The organism is Sphingosinicella sp. (assembly GCF_041916975.1).
Classification (GTDB): Bacteria; Pseudomonadota; Alphaproteobacteria; order Sphingomonadales; family Sphingomonadaceae; genus Sphingosinicella.
In genome coordinates this window covers 570,220-588,081 of the sequence record NZ_JAYRYK010000001.1, presented here as the reverse complement: position 1 = coordinate 588,081, position 17,862 = coordinate 570,220, and the positions used below count along the sequence as shown (strand labels likewise).

Annotated in this window: 14 protein-coding genes; 11 read left to right on the top strand and 3 right to left on the bottom strand. The window is 56.7% G+C overall.

Annotation, left to right across the window (positions count from 1 at the left end; translation table 11 throughout):
- Positions 1-49 precede the first annotated feature (49 nt).
- From ACE3TJ_RS02805 to ACE3TJ_RS02795, 3 genes are all read left to right on the top strand, one after another.
- Positions 50-907, top strand: a complete 858-nt coding sequence (locus ACE3TJ_RS02805) for a helix-turn-helix transcriptional regulator (RefSeq protein ID WP_374593636.1) — start codon at positions 50-52, stop codon at positions 905-907.
- A 276-nt stretch (positions 908-1,183) separates the two neighbouring features.
- Entirely contained in the window at positions 1,184-2,188 is a 1,005-nt protein-coding gene (locus ACE3TJ_RS02800) for an alpha/beta hydrolase (protein ID WP_374593634.1), read from the top strand.
- A 122-nt stretch (positions 2,189-2,310) separates the two neighbouring features.
- Complete coding sequence (locus tag ACE3TJ_RS02795) at positions 2,311-3,882, top strand: amidohydrolase family protein (protein WP_374593632.1); 1,572 nt, start codon at positions 2,311-2,313, stop codon at positions 3,880-3,882.
- A gap of 28 nt (positions 3,883-3,910) precedes the next feature.
- On the opposite strand, the gene ACE3TJ_RS02790 is transcribed toward ACE3TJ_RS02795, so the two are convergent.
- The 3 genes from ACE3TJ_RS02790 to ACE3TJ_RS02780 form a co-directional block, all read right to left on the bottom strand.
- Complete coding sequence (locus ACE3TJ_RS02790) at positions 3,911-5,041, bottom strand: hypothetical protein (protein WP_374593630.1); 1,131 nt, start codon at positions 5,039-5,041, stop codon at positions 3,911-3,913.
- Between the two features lie 186 nt (positions 5,042-5,227).
- A complete protein-coding gene (locus ACE3TJ_RS02785; protein ID WP_374593628.1) occupies positions 5,228-5,923 on the bottom strand; it encodes a cysteine hydrolase family protein in 696 nt (231 codons plus the stop codon).
- A gap of 16 nt (positions 5,924-5,939) precedes the next feature.
- Positions 5,940-8,108, bottom strand: coding sequence for a TonB-dependent receptor (locus tag ACE3TJ_RS02780; RefSeq protein WP_374593626.1), 2,169 nt, complete (start codon positions 8,106-8,108; stop codon positions 5,940-5,942).
- Positions 8,109-8,637: 529 nt separating this feature from the next.
- On the opposite strand from ACE3TJ_RS02780, the gene ACE3TJ_RS02775 reads away from it, so the two are divergent.
- The 8 genes from ACE3TJ_RS02775 (at position 8,638) to ACE3TJ_RS02740 (ending at position 17,828) form a co-directional block, all read left to right on the top strand.
- Positions 8,638-8,895, top strand: a complete 258-nt coding sequence (locus tag ACE3TJ_RS02775) for a type II toxin-antitoxin system Phd/YefM family antitoxin (protein ID WP_374593624.1) — start codon at positions 8,638-8,640, stop codon at positions 8,893-8,895.
- Positions 8,892-9,284, top strand: coding sequence for a type II toxin-antitoxin system VapC family toxin (locus ACE3TJ_RS02770; RefSeq protein ID WP_374593622.1), 393 nt, complete (start codon positions 8,892-8,894; stop codon positions 9,282-9,284). The genes ACE3TJ_RS02775 and ACE3TJ_RS02770 overlap by 4 nt, the downstream gene beginning before the upstream one ends.
- A gap of 75 nt (positions 9,285-9,359) precedes the next feature.
- Positions 9,360-9,920, top strand: coding sequence for a MarR family winged helix-turn-helix transcriptional regulator (locus tag ACE3TJ_RS02765; protein WP_374593620.1), 561 nt, complete (start codon positions 9,360-9,362; stop codon positions 9,918-9,920).
- A gap of 281 nt (positions 9,921-10,201) precedes the next feature.
- On the top strand, positions 10,202-11,377 hold the full coding sequence (locus ACE3TJ_RS02760; protein WP_374593618.1) for an amidohydrolase family protein: 1,176 nt from the start codon (positions 10,202-10,204) through the stop codon (positions 11,375-11,377).
- A gap of 30 nt (positions 11,378-11,407) precedes the next feature.
- Positions 11,408-12,814 carry an FAD-binding oxidoreductase gene (locus ACE3TJ_RS02755; protein WP_374593616.1) on the top strand — a complete coding sequence of 469 codons (1,407 nt, stop codon included), beginning with the start codon at positions 11,408-11,410 and terminating at the stop codon, positions 12,812-12,814.
- Complete coding sequence (locus ACE3TJ_RS02750; protein WP_374593614.1) at positions 12,814-14,115, top strand: spinster family MFS transporter; 1,302 nt, start codon at positions 12,814-12,816, stop codon at positions 14,113-14,115. The genes ACE3TJ_RS02755 and ACE3TJ_RS02750 overlap by 1 nt, the downstream gene beginning before the upstream one ends.
- Positions 14,116-14,353: 238 nt before the next feature.
- Positions 14,354-15,304, top strand: a complete 951-nt coding sequence (locus tag ACE3TJ_RS02745; RefSeq protein ID WP_374593612.1) for an alpha/beta hydrolase — start codon at positions 14,354-14,356, stop codon at positions 15,302-15,304.
- Positions 15,305-15,521: 217 nt separating this feature from the next.
- Positions 15,522-17,828, top strand: a complete 2,307-nt coding sequence (locus tag ACE3TJ_RS02740) for a TonB-dependent receptor (RefSeq protein WP_374593610.1) — start codon at positions 15,522-15,524, stop codon at positions 17,826-17,828.
- The last annotated feature ends 34 nt before the right edge of the window (positions 17,829-17,862 follow it).

Genomic DNA, 17,862 nt, shown 5'->3' with positions numbered 1-17,862 from the left:
AAGCCTGACGTCGCGGACACTAGCCGAGTTCTCGCTGGCAAGCTATGTCATGGATATGACAGGTGAGGGCACAAGCGTTGGCGATGGCGAGTTGATCGACTCCCATAATATTGTGAGTGCTTGGGAAGGTCTTGTCGGCGCCGCGGCTACTTCCGTTTCGCGCCTTCTCTCAGCCGTAGATACGCCAAACGGACTTAACATATTAGACAGAGAGTTGCAGGCTCTTTGTCCATATACGAATTTCATCGTTTATGTATTCGAACTCGGGACAGAGCCTCAGGTGCTTTATTCCAACCATGGCGTGATCGAGATGCGCCATAGCATGGCCGACTATATCCGAGGCCTTTACACACTGGATCCCTTCTATCAAGTGACGACCCAGAAGGGTTGTGGGCTCTATCGTATGCGCGATATTATGCCTGAGGCATTTCCTAAGTCTGAGTATTATCGAAGATTCTACAAGTTCACGAATGTGATCGATGAATTTCGTTATATCGTTATGCCTGACGAGCGACGATCAGTTCACATTTTTGTGGAGAGAGAAGGGGGCGGCAACGAATTTTCGCCAAGAGATTCTGCCGTGCTGAAACTGCTTGAGCCCGCGGTTTCTGCTTACGTTAAAACCCATTTTCGCTTGTTGACACAACCGTCGGGTTCGCAAGCGTCTGCGACCGCACAATTTGATTTAAGAGCGCAAGTCATGGCCATGGAGTCAGGGGTTCTCACACCCCGGGAGGTCGATACAGTCGAGCTTATGCTAAAAGGTCATTCGGTAAAATCGATGGCTACACTCCTCAACATCGACAATGGAACTGTCGCAAATCATAAACGCCATGTTTATGCCAAGCTAAAGGTTCACTCTCAGGCACAGCTTTTCAATCGCTTCCTGAGAAGCCTGTCGGATTGATTTAGCTCTCATATCTGTGCTTCCCGCACCCAGGCTCCCCCCGTCACATTCGTGACGGTGGGCAATTTTGAAAACACGCCGTATCCCTCAAGAGTGCGTCATTGGCGTCGGGGAGGGAGACGATACAGTGCAAAATTCGAACTCGAGAGAGCGAGCCTGGGAAGGTCTGGCCTCGACAGTTGGACAGTCATTGTCACGTATCGATTGGGAGATGCAATGTTCCCTCCCTCGGTCGCATAGATGCATACCGGATTTCCAGAAGATCGATAGGCACTGATGCTGCTGCTGCGGAAGATGCACGGCCTTCGTGCCACAGGGATTGTCCTCTGCCTTGTATTTTCTGGACAGGCGCACGCGGCAGCTGATGTAGGTCAAAGCGAGCCGTATACGCTCGAAAATGTGCAGCAGTTTGATTTGAAATCCGAGCGCGGACAGATCTATCGTGTCTCCATTGCCTTTCCGTTCGCCAAAAAGCCGGAAACAGGCTTTCCTGTCATTTATGTGCTCGACCCCGACACGGCGTTCGCGACCTTGGTAGATACCGCTCGGGCACAGGCGTTCTCGCTTGGTCCGGCCGTGATTGTCGGTGTTGGGTATCCGAAACCCGATACATTGGCGCGAACATTCGATTTGACGCCATCCGATACTGATAGGAGCAGTCTGCCGGCAAGCCGCTTTGATCCGCCCTACGGTCCCACCGGAGGCGCCGAACATTTTCGTAAATTCCTCGTGGAATCTGTTAAGCCTGAGGTGGAAAGACGCGTTGCGATTGATCGAAATCGCCAAGCCTTGTTCGGTCACTCATTCGGGGGACTTTTTGTCCTCGATACTTTGTTTTCCGCACCGGATGCTTTCAACACATATGTGGCGGCAAGCCCTTCTGTTTGGTGGAGTAATCGCCTGCTCCTCCGCAAGGCTCGAGGTATCATTCAGGATACCGACGGCCGAAGTAAGCGAAGGCTCCTCGTAACTGTTGGACTTCTTGAGCAGTCCGTCGAGCCATTCGAAGACCGCGCGATCCGTGCATCCACAACACCGAAGGATGCTGACGAACTATCGGCATATAACCATGGCTTCGTTCGCAACGCATCCATGGTCGATGGTGCCAATGCAATCGCAGATACACTGGACACCGTAGACGATGCTGCGCTGTGCGTACGTCTGGACGAGTTCTCTGGTGAGGGACATATGTCGGTTATCCCTGCCTATCTCAGCCGCGGATTGCGCTTTTCGCTGTTATCAGGTGACAATTCCCGGAGGCCAAATTGCGAAGAGCCTTAGGGGAAATGCGTTGATGTACGTACTCTCCGGGCAAGGCTCGCGCCCCGCCTGATCGGGGTGCAGGTGGGTAGACTCCTTCCTCGTCAAGACTCCCAAGGACTGCATGGTAGGGAATTGAAACAATGACGACGAAAAGAATACTACGTTATGTAAGCCTGTTATCTATCGTCGTGGCGACAACGGGAAGCGGTCCGGCCGAGCAGGATATGTCGTATGATCTCGTTATCTTGCATGGTCGCGTTATCGATCCTGAAAGCGGACTTGATGCCGAGCGGAACGTCGCGATCCATAACGGTTCGATCGTTGCAGTGACGACGGCTGCCATCAAGGGCAAGCGTTCGATCGACGGCACGGGATTGGTGGTGGCGCCGGGTTTCATCGATATACATTCCCACGCCCAGCAGTTGCCCGGCGCCCGCATGCAGGCTTTCGACGGCGTAACAACGGCTCTGGAACTTGAGCTCGGCATGTTGCCGATCGACCGATATTACGAAGAGACGGCCCACGAGGGACGTCCGATAAATTTTGGCGCGTCCGCTTCCTGGGTTCAGGCCCGGCAGGCGGTGATGGACGGCGCCAAGCTGGTGCCCTCCATAAAAGCCTTTCAGGATGCTGCCCACCTTCCGAACTGGTCGAGCAGAATCGCCAGTGAAAAAGAGATCAGCAGTATGTCGGCACTTATGGAGGAGGCGATCGGGCAAGGCGCGCTCGGTATTGGCTTTAATGTGGGCTATTCACCACCCAGCGGCCGCAGGGAATATTACATGTTGAACAAGCTTGCCGCTGCCCACAACGTTCCCACTTTCACGCATGTACGCTTTGCCAGCACTGAAGAGCCTCACAGCTCCTTCGAGGCCTACGAAGAAATGGTGGCCGTTGCGGCATCAACAGGCGCCCATATGCATATAAGCCACTTCAACAGTACCGCGTTGCGCGATGTGCCTAAAATCGTCGAACTCGTGAGGGGGGCACAAGAGCGTGCAGTTCCACTGACGGTGGAAGCCTATCCGTACTCTGCCGCCTCAACCGTGGTGGGCGCTGCGATGTTTCGGGGACCTGACTGGCAAAAGCGGCTGGGGGGCGTACGCTACGAGGATTTCGAGCATGCCGGAAAGAGACTCGATGAGGCAAGTTTCAAGCATCTTCAGAGTACTGATCCTGGAGCGATCATTGTCTACAAATACCTGCGACCTGATAACTCGGCCGATGACCAGCGTATGCTCGATCTCGCGGTCCTTTATCCCGGCGGTGCGGTCGCATCGGACGCGATGCCTTGGATGGTCGATGGGCGCATTGTCTCAGGCGATATTTGGCCGATGCCGGAGAATGCCTTCTCTCATCCGCGCAGTGCGGGGACTTTCTCGCGCTTCATTCGCGAATACAGCCGGGAACGAAAGTTGGTGAGTCTACCGGAAGCCATAAGGAGGATAACATTGGTTCCGGCGCGCATTCTCGAACCCAGCGTTCCCCAAATGGTGCGCAAAGGCCGGATTCGTCCCGGCGCTGATGCGGACGTTATTGTATTTGATCCGAACGTGATCTCCGACAAGGCGACGTTTGCGGCACCTGCCCAGCCCTCAATCGGGATGCGATGGGTGATCGTTGCAGGAACGCCCGTCATTATCGACGGCCAACTCGACCGAAGCGCAATGCCCGGCCGCCCCGTCAGACGCCCAATCGAAATTCGCCCATAAGATCGCCGTGAAGCGCAGTTGAGACTCGCTATCTTTCGATTGAGACCTGATCGGAGAGGTGAGGGGACCTCAATATCCGCCAAAGCCCAATCGTCAGAACAGGGAGAACGTAAATCGCGAGAAAGGCATATGAGAGTGCGCCGTAGCCTTCGGAAATGAGAGTGACGAGCCCAAAGCGATCAGCAATGAACATGCAGAGGGTCAGCAGCACAATGCCGACTCCAAACCGCGCCCCATGTGACAGCTCTGTCCCTCGCCTTGACGACCAGACGTTGCTCACACGTTCATTGATCGAGTGTACCGTCCCGGCGCCACTCTCCAGAATCGCTGCGAATATCATGATCTGGAACAGGATATGAAATGCCGGAACATCTAGTCGTCTCAGCATAAAGTCAGAGGGTAGCGCCTCATTCCCGATGCCCGGATAGAACGCCATCATGCAGACGAAGAAGATAAGGGCAGGAAGCATGGCCAGTGGACCCGCGAGAAGGCCTGCAATGAGCGCATCTCGGCTGCTTGTGAGGTGCCGAAGGACTGCAAGTACAGCCACGGCGCAGACCACGTTGTATCCCGAGTACTTAAGCCCTCCCTCGACCCATTGTCGGGGAGGTATTGAGTTCCCGAAGCTCACAAGAATATCGTCACCGAAACGGCTCAATGCGAGCACGGCAAAAATGGCGTAAACGCCGTACATCATGAAGGTGACGTAACTGAATAGCCTCTCTACAGCTGTGTTTCCGAGCCCGACGAATGCAGCAATAAGCACCATCAATGCAAGGGTGCCCCACGTGGGCGCAATGCCGAACATGGCGGCTCCCAAGGATCCCGCTGCGGCTCCGAACACGGAAAGCACGAGAACCACGAGCAGAATGTAGGCGACCTCGAACACGACCCAGCCTTTTCCGAGCATCGCCTTGAAAAATAGACGATAGTCGAAAGCTTGGGCACGCCACGCAAAAACGAATGTTATGGCGCAAACTATACTCCAAAGAACTGTCGAGAGCGCAATGGCGGCGACACCGCCCCATGGGCCGCTTGGTACGAAGAACTCTGCCAGTTCGCGCCCGGTTGCATAGCCCCCACCGATCACAATTGCCTTGAAGGCGAATCCAGGGAGCAGAAAACGTTGAAATGCGCTTGGTTGAAGAGCTTTTGTCATCGTTCTAACCGAGACAATCGTTGAAGTTGCGGCTAAACGTGGCGCCATTGGCGCCAAGCCGCATAGCTATCGCTCGTGCCGGCCAATACTTTCTAAGCATCCGAGGTGCTTCCCTGGATCTTATCCAAGACGGCACTTGATTGCGGATGCTGCCGTGGGTCGTCTTGGTTATAAAATTGAACGCGTTCACGCCGCTTTGTCAGGTTTCTGAATGCGCGATTTAAGGCCCTCGATGACATCATCTGCACTTGCAACAACGCCGAAGATTCCATCCTCAACCGTAACCATGTGGATCGCAGCATCATGCGCATAGGCATCGCCGCTGGCACAAGCGTCGGCGACGAGCAGGCACTGATACTTGCGATCGACAGCTTCGCGAAGCGTCGTGTGAACGCAGACGTCAGTTGTCACGCCGCTGAACAGCAGATGCGTGATGCCCTGCGCGCGAAGAATCATTTCCAGGTCTGTCTGGTAGAATGCGCCGTTGGCGGTCTTATCTACGATGATATCGTCACTTGCAGGCTGGAATTCGGGTACTAGGTCATAACCTTCGCTATCCCGGAGCATTGCTCCACGACTTCCCCCTGCCAGGTTTATCCCGGCGCGCTGTGCACGCCAGATATCGTAGGGTGAGGCATCGGCTACATCTGCGCGATATCCCTGACGTGTCCAAATAATGCGGCAACCGGCTTCCCGGACGGCTTGGACCAGCCGTTGTACAGTGGGAATGATGGTACGCAAGCGGGCGGGATCGTAGCCTTTGCGCGCAAAGTAGCCGTTCGGAGAAAGAAAATCGATTTGCAGATCGATGACAAGAAGAGCGGTTTTCTCTGGGTCGAGGTTGCCATCATACGGATAGTTGAAGGGTCTCGCCCTGATCATTTTTGTGTCTTTCGTACTAGAACAGGAATCCGACGCGCGCCTCGATAATTCGAGGTGTGCCGAAGAACTCGGTGTCTGCAAAGCCCGCATAGAAGAACCGCTGGGTCTTGTAGAGCGTATTGGTAAGGTTTCGACCAATCAAGGCTACATACACCTGGTCACCCGGGAAGTCGTAACGCAGGTTTGCGTTGACGAGCGCGTAGCCTGCCTGCCGCTCGCGTTCGAAGTCCGTAAACTGAGGAAAATTGACCTCGGACTGGTAAGTAACTTCCGCGCGTGCAGTGACTGAGCCGGAATTCCCGATAGTTGCTTTGTATTGGGCGCCTGCCGTGAAACTCCATTTGGGTGTCAGCGGCATGGGAAGGCCCGAGATTTCAGCATCAGTGACCGGCGAGATGTAGTTCTTCAATTCAGTATCGAGATAGGCACCGTTAAAGTCGAGGGTCAGACCCTGGGCCGGGCGGACCGTGGCGGCAGCTTCAATGCCGTAGATCGAAGCTTTGGCAGCGTTCGTAATCCGCGTGATAATGCCAGTCGGCGTAAAGAGGCGCGTGCGAAGCTGGAGGTCGGTGTAGTCATAATAGAAACCTGCGAGGCTGAATTCGGCAAGACCGTTCGCCAGGCTGTTTTTTGTGCCGATCTCATAGGCCCAGATTCGTTCTGGCTTGTAAGTCTCCGCGATGGTGGCAAGGTTGACGCCGCCGCTCTTGAAACCGCGCGTTACGCTTGCGTAAAGTCTACCCCCGTCATAGGGCAAAAATTCAACAAGAAGCTTCGGTGTGAAAGCGTCCCCCTTCGTCGTCGCATCGGTTGCAATCGGTGCAGGGATGAAGAGCGGGGCATCGAATATGCTTTCGCCCCACTGTTTTTCGTCAGTGTAACGTGCGCCTGCAAGGAACGATGTGCGGTCGTTGAGAGGCACGGTTACTTCGCCGAAAACGGCCTTGCTTCGACTGCGTATCGTCAGTGTCTGATCGGTGTAGAGATAAGGGTCATCGAGTGGATAGTCGCTATCGATTTCGTATCCATTGCCGGACATCCGCTGTCGGGAGTAATAGGCGCCGGCGGTCCAGGTAATGCCCCCTGCGTGGCCGCCCGAAATTTGAAACTCCTGGGAGAAAAAGCGATTGACGGCATCGGCAACAGTGTACCCGATAAAGCCGCCGCTGCCATCAATGTCGCTGATATCCAGAGACTGATAATCGAGAAATCCGGTCAAGGACTTCAGAGTGACGTCACCCAGGTCGAGCGATAGCGTTCCCGAGAGAAGCCAGGTTTTTTGATCGAATACCGGCGGGGTATCGTTGCTGATTCTGCGCGGACTTTCGCGCTGCGGCGCGATGCTGGCATAAACCGGGGAGTCAGGGTTGTTGCTGAAGCCAAATCCGACCGTGCTCTTATCATGTGAGTATTGTGCCGTGATGTCGGCGGTCAAGGTTTCCGTGAGCGCGTATTGGCCGCGAAGACGAATGCCGCGATAGCCACGAGCATCAATCTCGCCGCCGGCAGGGTGGATGTTCGTGGTGTAACCGTCATCATTTGCGTATAGACCGCTGAGGCGTATGCCCCCGCGATCATCGAGAGGAACGGTGACGCCGCCTTGCAGGGTGACAAGGTTGTTGCTTCCGTAGCCGATGTATCCGTCCGCCGCGAAGTCGGAGCCTGGGGCCTTCGATATGATATTGATGGCGCCTCCGGTCGCGTTGCGGCCGTAAAGTGTGCCCTCCGGCCCCTTGAGCACCTCGATGCGTCCGAGGTCGAAGGTTTCTGTAAGCGCAAAGCGCGTGTCTGGAATGTAAATTCCGTCCATATGCACCGCGACCGATGGGCCGCCTGATCCGATATTCGTCCCGACGCCTCGGAGCGAGATGCGCGCGGAACTACCGCCGACGGCAACTTTGAGTCCCGGTGTTTGATATTGGAGATCCACAAGGGATTTCACACCGGCGGATTCCAGCGCCTCACCGGAAAACACATTCAGCGAAGCCGGAACATCAATGGCACGCTCCTCGCGCTTGCGCGCTGTCACGATGATCTCTCCAGAGAGCTGATCCTCACCCGCTCCCGTCGTCTGCGCCTTAACGTCCTCGGACCATCCGTAGAAAGTCGTCACTGTGATTGCCGTGAGGGCGGTGTTCCGCATCCACGCATACTTGCGTTTCACGACTTCGGTTTTCGCTTTCATGTGTTACCCCTCCGCATTTGCTGGCAAATGGGCTTTGCCTTGCCCCCAATCGGCCTTCCGCGGGACCGTTGAGGTAACTTAGAGACGCAAGCGCGCGGCTGGCCATCGTCATAAACATGATGGTTGGGGTGCCGTTGCCTTGGTTTGGAACCTGAAAGCACCATAAATGCGCATGAACATGACAGGTTATTGCGCTGGAGTGATCAGCACTCTTTGCGTTGATCGCTCCGAATGATTCGAAGCAGTCTGGTTTTCTTGATCGGAATTCCAACCAGTTGCGCAAAAAAGCGCCTTGGTATCAGTGATGGCAACATCAACTGACATTCATGTAGTTGATTGGATTTCTTCGACTTTCAAAAGTAGCTTCTAGTGCGACCGGGCCCTTGGACGTCCATTCTCGTCTGCCGGGTGACTGAAGTGGGCTGCCGCACCACCATCTGGGTGACTGGTAGGTATCGGGCACTTGAAATGGACTATTAAATGGTCTAAATAATCGATCTTTAGAGTCTCAAATGCTAGGACGCGCGCGATGCATGTATCTGTCACGGAAGCAAAAGGGTTGCTTACCGATCTTCTGAAGCGCGCAGAAGCGGGAGACGAAGTCATACTGACGCGCCACGGGCATGCCGTCGTGCGATTGGTGCCGATCAGGCCGATTTCCACTGCAACGTCCCGCAGAACCCTCCTCGATAGCATTCGGGCGTCTGCTGCGAAAAGGGCTGCTCCTGGTCCCCGCGCTGCGCAGAGCCAGGATTTCCTTTATGGTGATGATGGTCTGCCCAAATGATCGCGGTAGACACATCAGCTTTGATGGCGATCATGCTCAATGAGCCGGAGGCAGACGCATGTGCTGCGGTCCTCGAAGCTGAAGAGCATCTGCTGATTTCGGCTGGGACCGTCGCAGAGGCGTTGATTGTCGGCGCGCGGCGCAATGTCGGTGAAGAGATTGCCCAGCTCATTGACGGCCTCGGATTCGAGATTGTCAGCCTAACGCCGGCTTCGGCCCGGCGCGTTGCCCAGGCCTATGAACAATGGGGGAAGGGCATTCATCCTGCCGCGCTGAATTTTGGTGACTGCTTCGCGTATGAGGTCGCCAGGGAACATGGATGTCGGCTGCTTTATGTCGGAGAGGACTTTAAACAGACGGACCTCGAAAGTGCCGTTGACTGTTCCTGAGCAGAGAGCCCAGGAATATGATTGGATAGGGCTGGTCGTTGCCGATCTTATACTGCGTGGAGCGCACTTGACCATATGTGCCGCGATCAGCTTTTATCGAGCATCAATGTCACGCCGGGAGTTGACATGGCAGCAATAGAAAAGAAGGCAAAACACAAAAGTGCTGCCGACGACGAACTGGGCACCCATGCGCTCGCGATCGTCAGTTTCCTGTATAATCGCGTTATTGCCGGCGCTGCCCCGGCCTTGCGTAAGCGAACGGGATTGAGCGTGACTGAAGCCCGCATCGTTTTCCATTTAGGTACAACTTCGTGGACCACGGCAAATAAGCTCGCCAAGAATTTGGGTATCGACAAGGCTGCCATCAGCCGCGCAACGAATCGCCTTGTTGAACTTGGTCTGGTAGCCTCGGAGCGAGATCCCAACCATGCTGCCCGTAACATATTGACATTGACCGAAGCCGGTGAGGCGCAATGCAAGCAGATCGCTCACTTTACGTTCGCTCGTGAAAAACATCTGCTCAACGTCCTGGATGACGAAGAGCATCGACAATTTCTCAAAAGCCTGCGGAAAATCCTGACGAATGTCGAAAGCGTGAACAAACTGGTCGCGCAAGGGCATTTTTGGGAAGAGTGATCGACCGTCCTCCCGACCTCCCTCAACGAGAACGCAGCTGGAGTGGCGACTCACCCATTCATAGGTGCGCGCTGCGTACATATAAGTCATTGCTGACCTCCGCCGCACCGATGCAAGTTGACATGTCAACTGATTTCATGGCATCGGAGGCGTCTTAGAATTGCTGACGGCCTCTCCTTGGAGCGGGCTGATCGGCCAAGGGCGCAGCGGGAAACGTGACTCGAGTCATTCTTGAAAATGCACGGATATTTGACGGCGTGTCTGCGGATTGCGCCGAAGGCATGTCGGCGCTGATCGAAAACGGAACGATCCGCGAAGTCTCCGAGCGCCCGATCAGAGCGGATGATGCTCGGCGGATCAATGTCGCCGGCAAGACACTGATGCCCGGACTGATCGATCTTCACATCCATGCTTATTTCTCCGATTTGAACGCCAAGGTGGTCGACGGCCGCGATGCGCCATACCGGACGGCCTATGCGGTCAAGAAGCTTGGCCATGCGCTCGATTGCGGCTTCACCACCGTTCGTGACATTGGCGGCGGCGATTATCCCTTGGCGTCCGCGATCCAGGACGGTCTCATCCGGGGGCCGCGCTTCTTTTACGCCGGTAAGGTTCTGTCGATGACCGGCGGTCATGTCGATTACAGGACACCCACTGAACAGCATCATACCCACGGCTATTGTTCCTGCGGATCGATGAACTGGGGCGGTGTCGTTGTCGACGGCGTTGACGAATGCATAAAGGCTGCGCGCGAGGAACTGCGCCGCGGTGCCCATTGCATCAAGATTACGGCGTCGGGCGGGGTGATGTCACCAAGCGACCCGATGTGGATGAACCAGTTTCGAGAAGACGAAATCCGCGCGATCGTCAACGAATGCGCCGAGCGTCGAACCTATGTGTCTGCGCATTGCCATCCCGTCAGCGCCATTCGCCGATCAGTCGAGTTCGGCGTTCGTTGCATCGAACATGCAACCTTGATCGATGCCGAGACCGCACGGTGGGTTGCCGAACGGGGCGCTTTTGTCGTTCCCACCATGTCGGTCATCTTCGTCAATATGGAAGTCGGCGCGAAGCTCGGAATGGGGGCCGAGAACATGGCCAAGCTCAAGGTCGCCGCGGATTTTGCAATCGAAGGTCTCCAGCATATGCGCGATGCCGGCGTGAAACTGGGCTACGGCACCGACCTGCTTGGTTCCACCTATGACCAGCAATGCCGCGAGTTCACGCTTCGGTCCGAAGTCTTCACGCCGCTCGAGATGCTGCGCCAGGCCACGTCGATGGGCGCGGAGATCCTGATGCAGGAAGGAAAGTTGGGCTGCGTAAGTCCAGGGGCCCATGCGGACCTCATTGTGGTAGACGGTGATCCGTTGAAGGATATCGAACTGCTCGCTGCTGATGGTCACAAGCTCGATCTGATTATGCGGGCCGGCGAGATCGTAAAGAACAGAATGACCTGAGAAGCGCCGCCACCCTTGGAGCAATACCCAATGAAAACTGTCGGAGAGATTTCGCCGCGTCCGAGATTACCGGCCGCAGCGCGCGCCGCCCTCGATGACCGACTGGGCGAGCGCGTGAGCTATTCAGAGGCGGTCCGCTCACAGCATGGCCATAGCGAGACGCACTTCGCATCGTGCCTGCCGGACGCGGTCGTTTTCGTGGAAAATACCGACGAGGTCGTTTTCGTCGTCGGCCTATGTGCAGCGCACGATATCAAGCTCACGGCCTATGGCGCTGGTACCTCGATCGAGGGCAACGCGCTCCCGATCGCCGGCGGCATTTCTCTCGACATGAGCCGGATGAATCGCATCCTCAGCATCAATGCAGATGATTTCGATGTCACCGTTGAGGCTGGCGTGACCCGGATCGCGCTTAACAATCACCTTCGCGATCAGGGGCTGTTCTTCCCCGTCGATCCCGGTGCCGACGCGACGATCGGCGGCATGGCATCAACGCGGGCCTCGGGCACGAACGCCGTCCGCTACGGTACGATGCGCGAGGCGGTGCTCGGCCTGCGTGTCGTTACCGCCGACGGGCGCGAAATCCGCACCGCCCGCCGCGCGCGAAAGTCTGCAGCGGGCTATGATCTGACGCGGTTGTTCGTCGGCGCGGAAGGCACGCTCGGGATCATCACCGAGGTGACGCTTCGCCTTCACCCGATTCCCGAGGTGATCTCGTCGGCCGTCTGCAGCTTCGAAACGCTTGAAGGCGCCGCGACGACCGTGATCCAGGCGATCCAGCTCGGCGTGCCACTGGCACGCGCCGAGATCCTTGATGACGCTCAGATGCGCGCGGTCAATCGTTGGTCCAAGCTAGGCTATCCTGAAAAAACCACATTGTTCTTCGAATTCCACGGATCGCAGGCCTCTGTCGACGAACAGGTTGCAACAGTTGAAGAGCTCGCCACCAGCAATGGTGGGGGCACATTTTCCTGGTCGTCCCTTCCCGAAGAGCGATCGCGGCTCTGGAAGGCACGGCATGAGGCCTATTATGCCACGCTTGGTCTGCGTCCGGGTTCGGCGGGCTGGGCGACCGATGTCTGTGTCCCGATTGGCCGTCTCGCCGAATGCATATCGGAGACGAAACGCGATCTCTCGACCTGCTCGGTACCGGCGACGATTTGCGGGCATGTCGGCGATGGCAATTTCCACGTCTGCTTCGCCCTCGATCCAGACGCGCCCGATGAGTGGGCGGAAGTGGAGGCGTTCAACGCCCGCCTGGTTGCACGCGCGCTGACAATGGATGGAACCTGCACCGGCGAGCACGGCATCGGCCTCGGCAAGCAGGCAGCGCTCGTCGACGAGCTCGGTGATGGCGTCGATCTCATGCGTGCGATCAAACGTGCGCTTGATCCTGCCGGTATCTTCAATCCTGGCAAAATCTTCGCGCCAAACTGATGGCAGACGTGCCCACGAGCAGCGATCCCGCGATCGCACAACCCTGGCTGCTATTTTCGCCCACGCGGCGCTGGACGATGCTCGCCGTATTGTTCCTCGTCTCGACAGTCAGCAATATCGATCGCCAGATCATGAGCGTCGCGATCGAGCCGATCAAAGACGAATTTCAGGCCACCGATACAGAGATGGGGTTGCTGACCGGCGCCGCGTTTGCCCTGTTCTACGCGACCTTGGGGTTACCGATCGCACGGCTGGCTGATCGCGGCAATCGCAAGCTTATCATCGCGGTCTCGATCACATTCTGGAGTCTCATGACCGCGATCTGCGGCGCGGCCCAGAATTTTGCGCAGATGTTTCTCGCTCGCCTCGCAGTCGGCGGCGGAGAGTCCGGGGCGTTGCCGACTTCGCAAAGCCTGATCGCCGATTATTTCCCGCCGGAGGTGCGGGGTAGGGCGCTTGGCATCTTCATCATGGCGGGTGTAGCCGGATATGCGGGGGCACTGATCGGCGGGACACAGATCGCCAGCCACTACGGCTGGCGTGCCATGTTCGTGACGTTCGGGCTCGCCAGCCTGCTCATCGTGGTCGTCGTCCATTTTATCCTGCGCGAGCCGCGCCAGATGCTGCCCCGAACTACAGATCGGCCGGAACGAGAGCGGCTTGGTCCATCACTCGCGGCGCTTGTTCGAAAGCCGAGTTTCTGCTGGCAGGTCGCAGGCGGCGTGTTCTTCGGCATCGTGAGCTACGGCGCGCTGATCTTTGTCCTGTCTCATCTTGTACGCAGTTTTGATTTGCCGCTCGCGCGCGCTGGTGCCGTCTACGGAACGATCTCGACGGTGACCGCGGTCGTCGGCGCATTGGTTGGCGGTTATCTCACCGATAGACTGGGGCGCCGCAGCCCCACAGCAGTGCCGTTGCTGACCGGAGGACTGCTGATCGCGGCTTTGCCTTTCTATATCGCCGCGTTGCTGACACAGAATCTCACGATATTCGTGATTGCTGCGCTGATCGGTGGATGCGTGTTGTTCAGCGCCGGCCCATCGATGTTTGCCGGCATTCACATCATTTGTGGATCGCAGCGCCGGGCGACGGCGATCGCGATGCTATACTTCATGATGAACTCGATCGGCCTGGGAGGTGGACCTGTGTTGACCGGGCTGCTCAGCGACGGCTTTGGTGCCTCCTATGGCTCGGCAATGGGCTTGCGCATAGCGATGGTGAGCGCCTTTGCTTCGCTGTTGCCGGGGGGCATTTGCTTCCTTCTCGCTTCTCGCACGATGAAGGCGGATGCCGAACACTAAGCGGCATTTCAGGCTGCACAAAGGTGTGTTGACATATCAACTGATTTTTTGATAATCGTATCCTGCAGGGAATAATCGGGTCTCTATCAAGATCCGCGTTCGGAAAGGCAACGGTCGCTGGCTCGCATCGTCCGGCGCAGAGTGATCTGCGTTCTCGGGACGAGTGTGGGTGAAGGCATCTGCCTGAGGCGTCAGGAGAAGAGCTCCCAAAAAGTTTGGGAGGTGGGGGAGCGCTGTGATGGAAAGAAGAGAGTTTCTTGGATCCGGTTTGACTGCGGCCGCCATGATAGGCGCATCACAAGTGAGTGTCGCGTCGGCCCATGCCAAAACGGGCGGAGGACTCAAGAGTACCGGCTCGCCCTGGCCCCTTCGGAATAGCGAGGCGTTTGAATATCAATCCAGCGCGGTCGGCGACAAAATGGCTGTCGGCGTTTGGTCCCATCCAAAATCAAACCCCTTGCGTACTGACGCGAAGGGCTCGCCACTTGATGTCGTCTATGTTCTAGATGGGTCGTTTGCGCTGGCGGTGGCGGCAACAATTTGCACACTGCAATCTGTCGATTTGATCAACCCCGGCTACAAGCCTGTCTTGCTGGTTGGGGTCGACTATCCGGTAGACGCCGAAAATGCTCGAACCCGGGATTACACGATGAAGGATTCTGTTCCTCCTTCGCTGAACAAGCGTCTGGCACAGGCCTCGAAAGTCATTCCGGGCGGTGCGGACAAGTTTCTAGAATTTCTTGAAAATGAGCTCGATCCTCTCATTAGGGCAAAATACAATACCACGAACAGGCCGGCCGGCATTGTCGGTGACTCCTTCGGCGGAACATTCACATTCTACGCATTCTTGCGCCAATCGAAGCTTTTTGATCGATATTGGCTCGGCAGCCCAGGCGTGTTCACAACGTCAACGGACTATGTTGCGCAATTCGAGGCGCGCTTGAAGGAGAAACTGGTTCATCCAACCAGGATGTTTCTTTCAATGGGCTCGAAGGAAATGTCCGGGGGTGTGGATTTTTACGAGGATATGGGCCGGAGCTTCAATCGAATTGTGAGCGCATTGCATAGAAGTAAGTCTTCGGACCTGACTTGGGCGTCGAAAGTATATGACGGAGAAACGCACACGTCTGTTTTCATGCCGGCGATGAATGACGCCATGATTTATCTTTACGGAAATCATGCCCCGTAAGCATCGAGAAAATCGATACGTGGTTGCAAATATTGGCTCGGCTTCGCGCTAAGCCCATCCCCGGTCGGGGAAGGTATCCGTTTGGTTGGGGGCCGGAACTTGCCTGGTGTCGTGCGGCATCGAGGCAGCGTTTCAGTAGATGGATTTTTTAGGGCGCGCCCCGGCGTGGGCGCGAGAGGGAGGAATTATCGTGCAACGGAATTCGGATCGGCCCGGGATGGGTCGCAAAAGTGCTTTGTGGATCGCGACAAGTGCGATTGCAATTGGGGGTGGGGCGACTGCCAGTGCCCAGGGCGCGGCGCCGGCATCGACTGCCGCCCAGACGCCCGCGTTGGCTGCAGAGCTGGATCAATTCAACACGGAGGACATCATTGTTACCGCGCGTAAGCGCGAGGAAAGACTGAAAGACGTTCCGATCAGCATCAGCGTCCTTGGGGGCGAGCAACTGACGGCGATCGGTGCGGAAAACTTCGATGACTATGCGAATCGCGTGCCAGGACTTGCATTCAGCACTCGCGGCCCGACCAGTAGTCGAACAGAAGGTGTAACGCTTTCTATCCGCGGCGTGAGCGGTGGCCTCAGCGACCCGCCGGTGAGCTTCTATATCGATGATACGCCCGTAGGCAGCGTCAATCTCAAGTTGTTCGATATCGAGCGCATTGAAGTTCTCAAGGGACCGCAGGGTACGTTGTACGGAGCCCGGGCCATGGGTGGTCTCATCAAGGTCCAGACGCGCAAGGCGGACCTGAACGATTTCGAGGCAAGCGGCGGGATCGAGCTGTCGGACACCAAAGGTGGCGGGTTCAATTATCGCGGCGACGCCGCGATAAATTTGCCGATCGTCTCCGATCAGCTTGCGTTGCGCGTCGCTGGTTATGGCGTGTTCCGAAACGGCGTGATCGATCGTTTGCCCGGCGCGCAAAATGTGCCCGCCCCTTATCCGGCGACCATTCCTGCGGGCGGACTCGTGATGAACGAGGATGATGAGAAAACCTACGGTGGGCGCGCCTCGCTTGTCTATTCACCGGACGGTAACCTGCGGATAACTGCGGGCTATATCTACGAGAAAGCCAAGCTGGACGCGCGGTCAGATTGGGATGTGCCTCTCAGCGATGCGCTTGACCGGCCTCTCACCACTGGCGGATTTGCGGCGGAACCCAGCGAGGCCGAATTCAGAAATGCCTCGCTGACGGTCAGCTATGACTTCGGCGACTTTGCAAATCTTACCAGCAACACATCGGGAACGTGGTACAAAGTCCTCAATATTGAAGATTTGACCTACTTTCTGAAATCGACGCTGGTGAGCTTCGGGGCGGACTGGAACACGCCGAGCCTGAACATTTACAAGAACGATCGCGACGTTTTCACGCAAGAGTTGCGGTTGTCGTCGATCGGCCGCCATGCGATCGATTGGCAGGCTGGTCTGTTTTATCAACATACCCGTCAAACCGGCACCTTCTATTGGAACTCGCCGGGCGTAGCGGATGCAATCAATGACGCACTCGGCTTTCCCTACGCGACAAGTGATATCCTGGTCGATCAGTATGGTGTATCGAAGACCCGCGAATTCGGCGCTTTCGCTGAGATCGATTGGAACATCACGAGCGAATTGACCTTCACCGCGGGTGCGCGGTACTTCAAGAATAAGTTCAAGAACACCGATGTACGCGCGGGTCTGTTCGGAGCGCCCACGAGCAATCTCAAGGCGGACGACGACGGGATCAATCCCCGGTTCGCCCTGGCCTATAAGCCCAGCGACGATCTGCTCTTCTACGGTTCGGCCAGCAAGGGCTTCCGTCGGGGCGGTGCGAACAACATCATTGCGATCCCTTCATCGTGCGACGCCGAAATTCAGGCGCTGGGCTATACGAGCGCGCCCGCAACGTTCGAATCCGACAATCTCTGGCATTATGAGGTCGGTACCAAGGGAAGCGTCGGAAACGGCGCCCTCAGCTTTGACGCGGCGGCATTTCGTATCGACTGGAAGAATCAGCAGCAGAACGTTTTCCTTCCTCAGTGCGGCTTCAACCTCGGCGCAAATATCGGAGGTTCGAAGATCGAAGGCTTCGAGCTCGCGGCTACGCTTCGCCCGACCGAGCGCCTTTCGGTTGACCTGTCGCTGGGGTATCTTGATGCGCGCGTCGCCGAGGACACGCCGCAGGCGAACGCGTTCAAGGGCGACCGCCTGCCGCTCGCACCGCCTTGGACGGTCTCGACAGGTATTGCTTACGAAGCTCCCTTGTCAGATCGCAGTTCCGCTTTCGGACGCGCTGATATCATATTCCGCGACGAGGTGATCGAGCCTACCACGAGGCAGACGCTCAATGACTTTGTCACGATCAACGTGCGGGGCGGGGTCAAGCTCGGCGACTATACGTTGACCCTTTTTGTCGACAATCTGACCAATACACTGGGGCAACTCGACGCGGTGGGAACGGGCTTGCTCGTTGGACAGACGGGGGCACTGCGTGTGCATACGTTGACGCCGCGCACCGTCGGCGCGGAACTCCGTTTCTCATTCTGAGATGCGACCCGATCGTTGGCCCTGGCCATGGCGA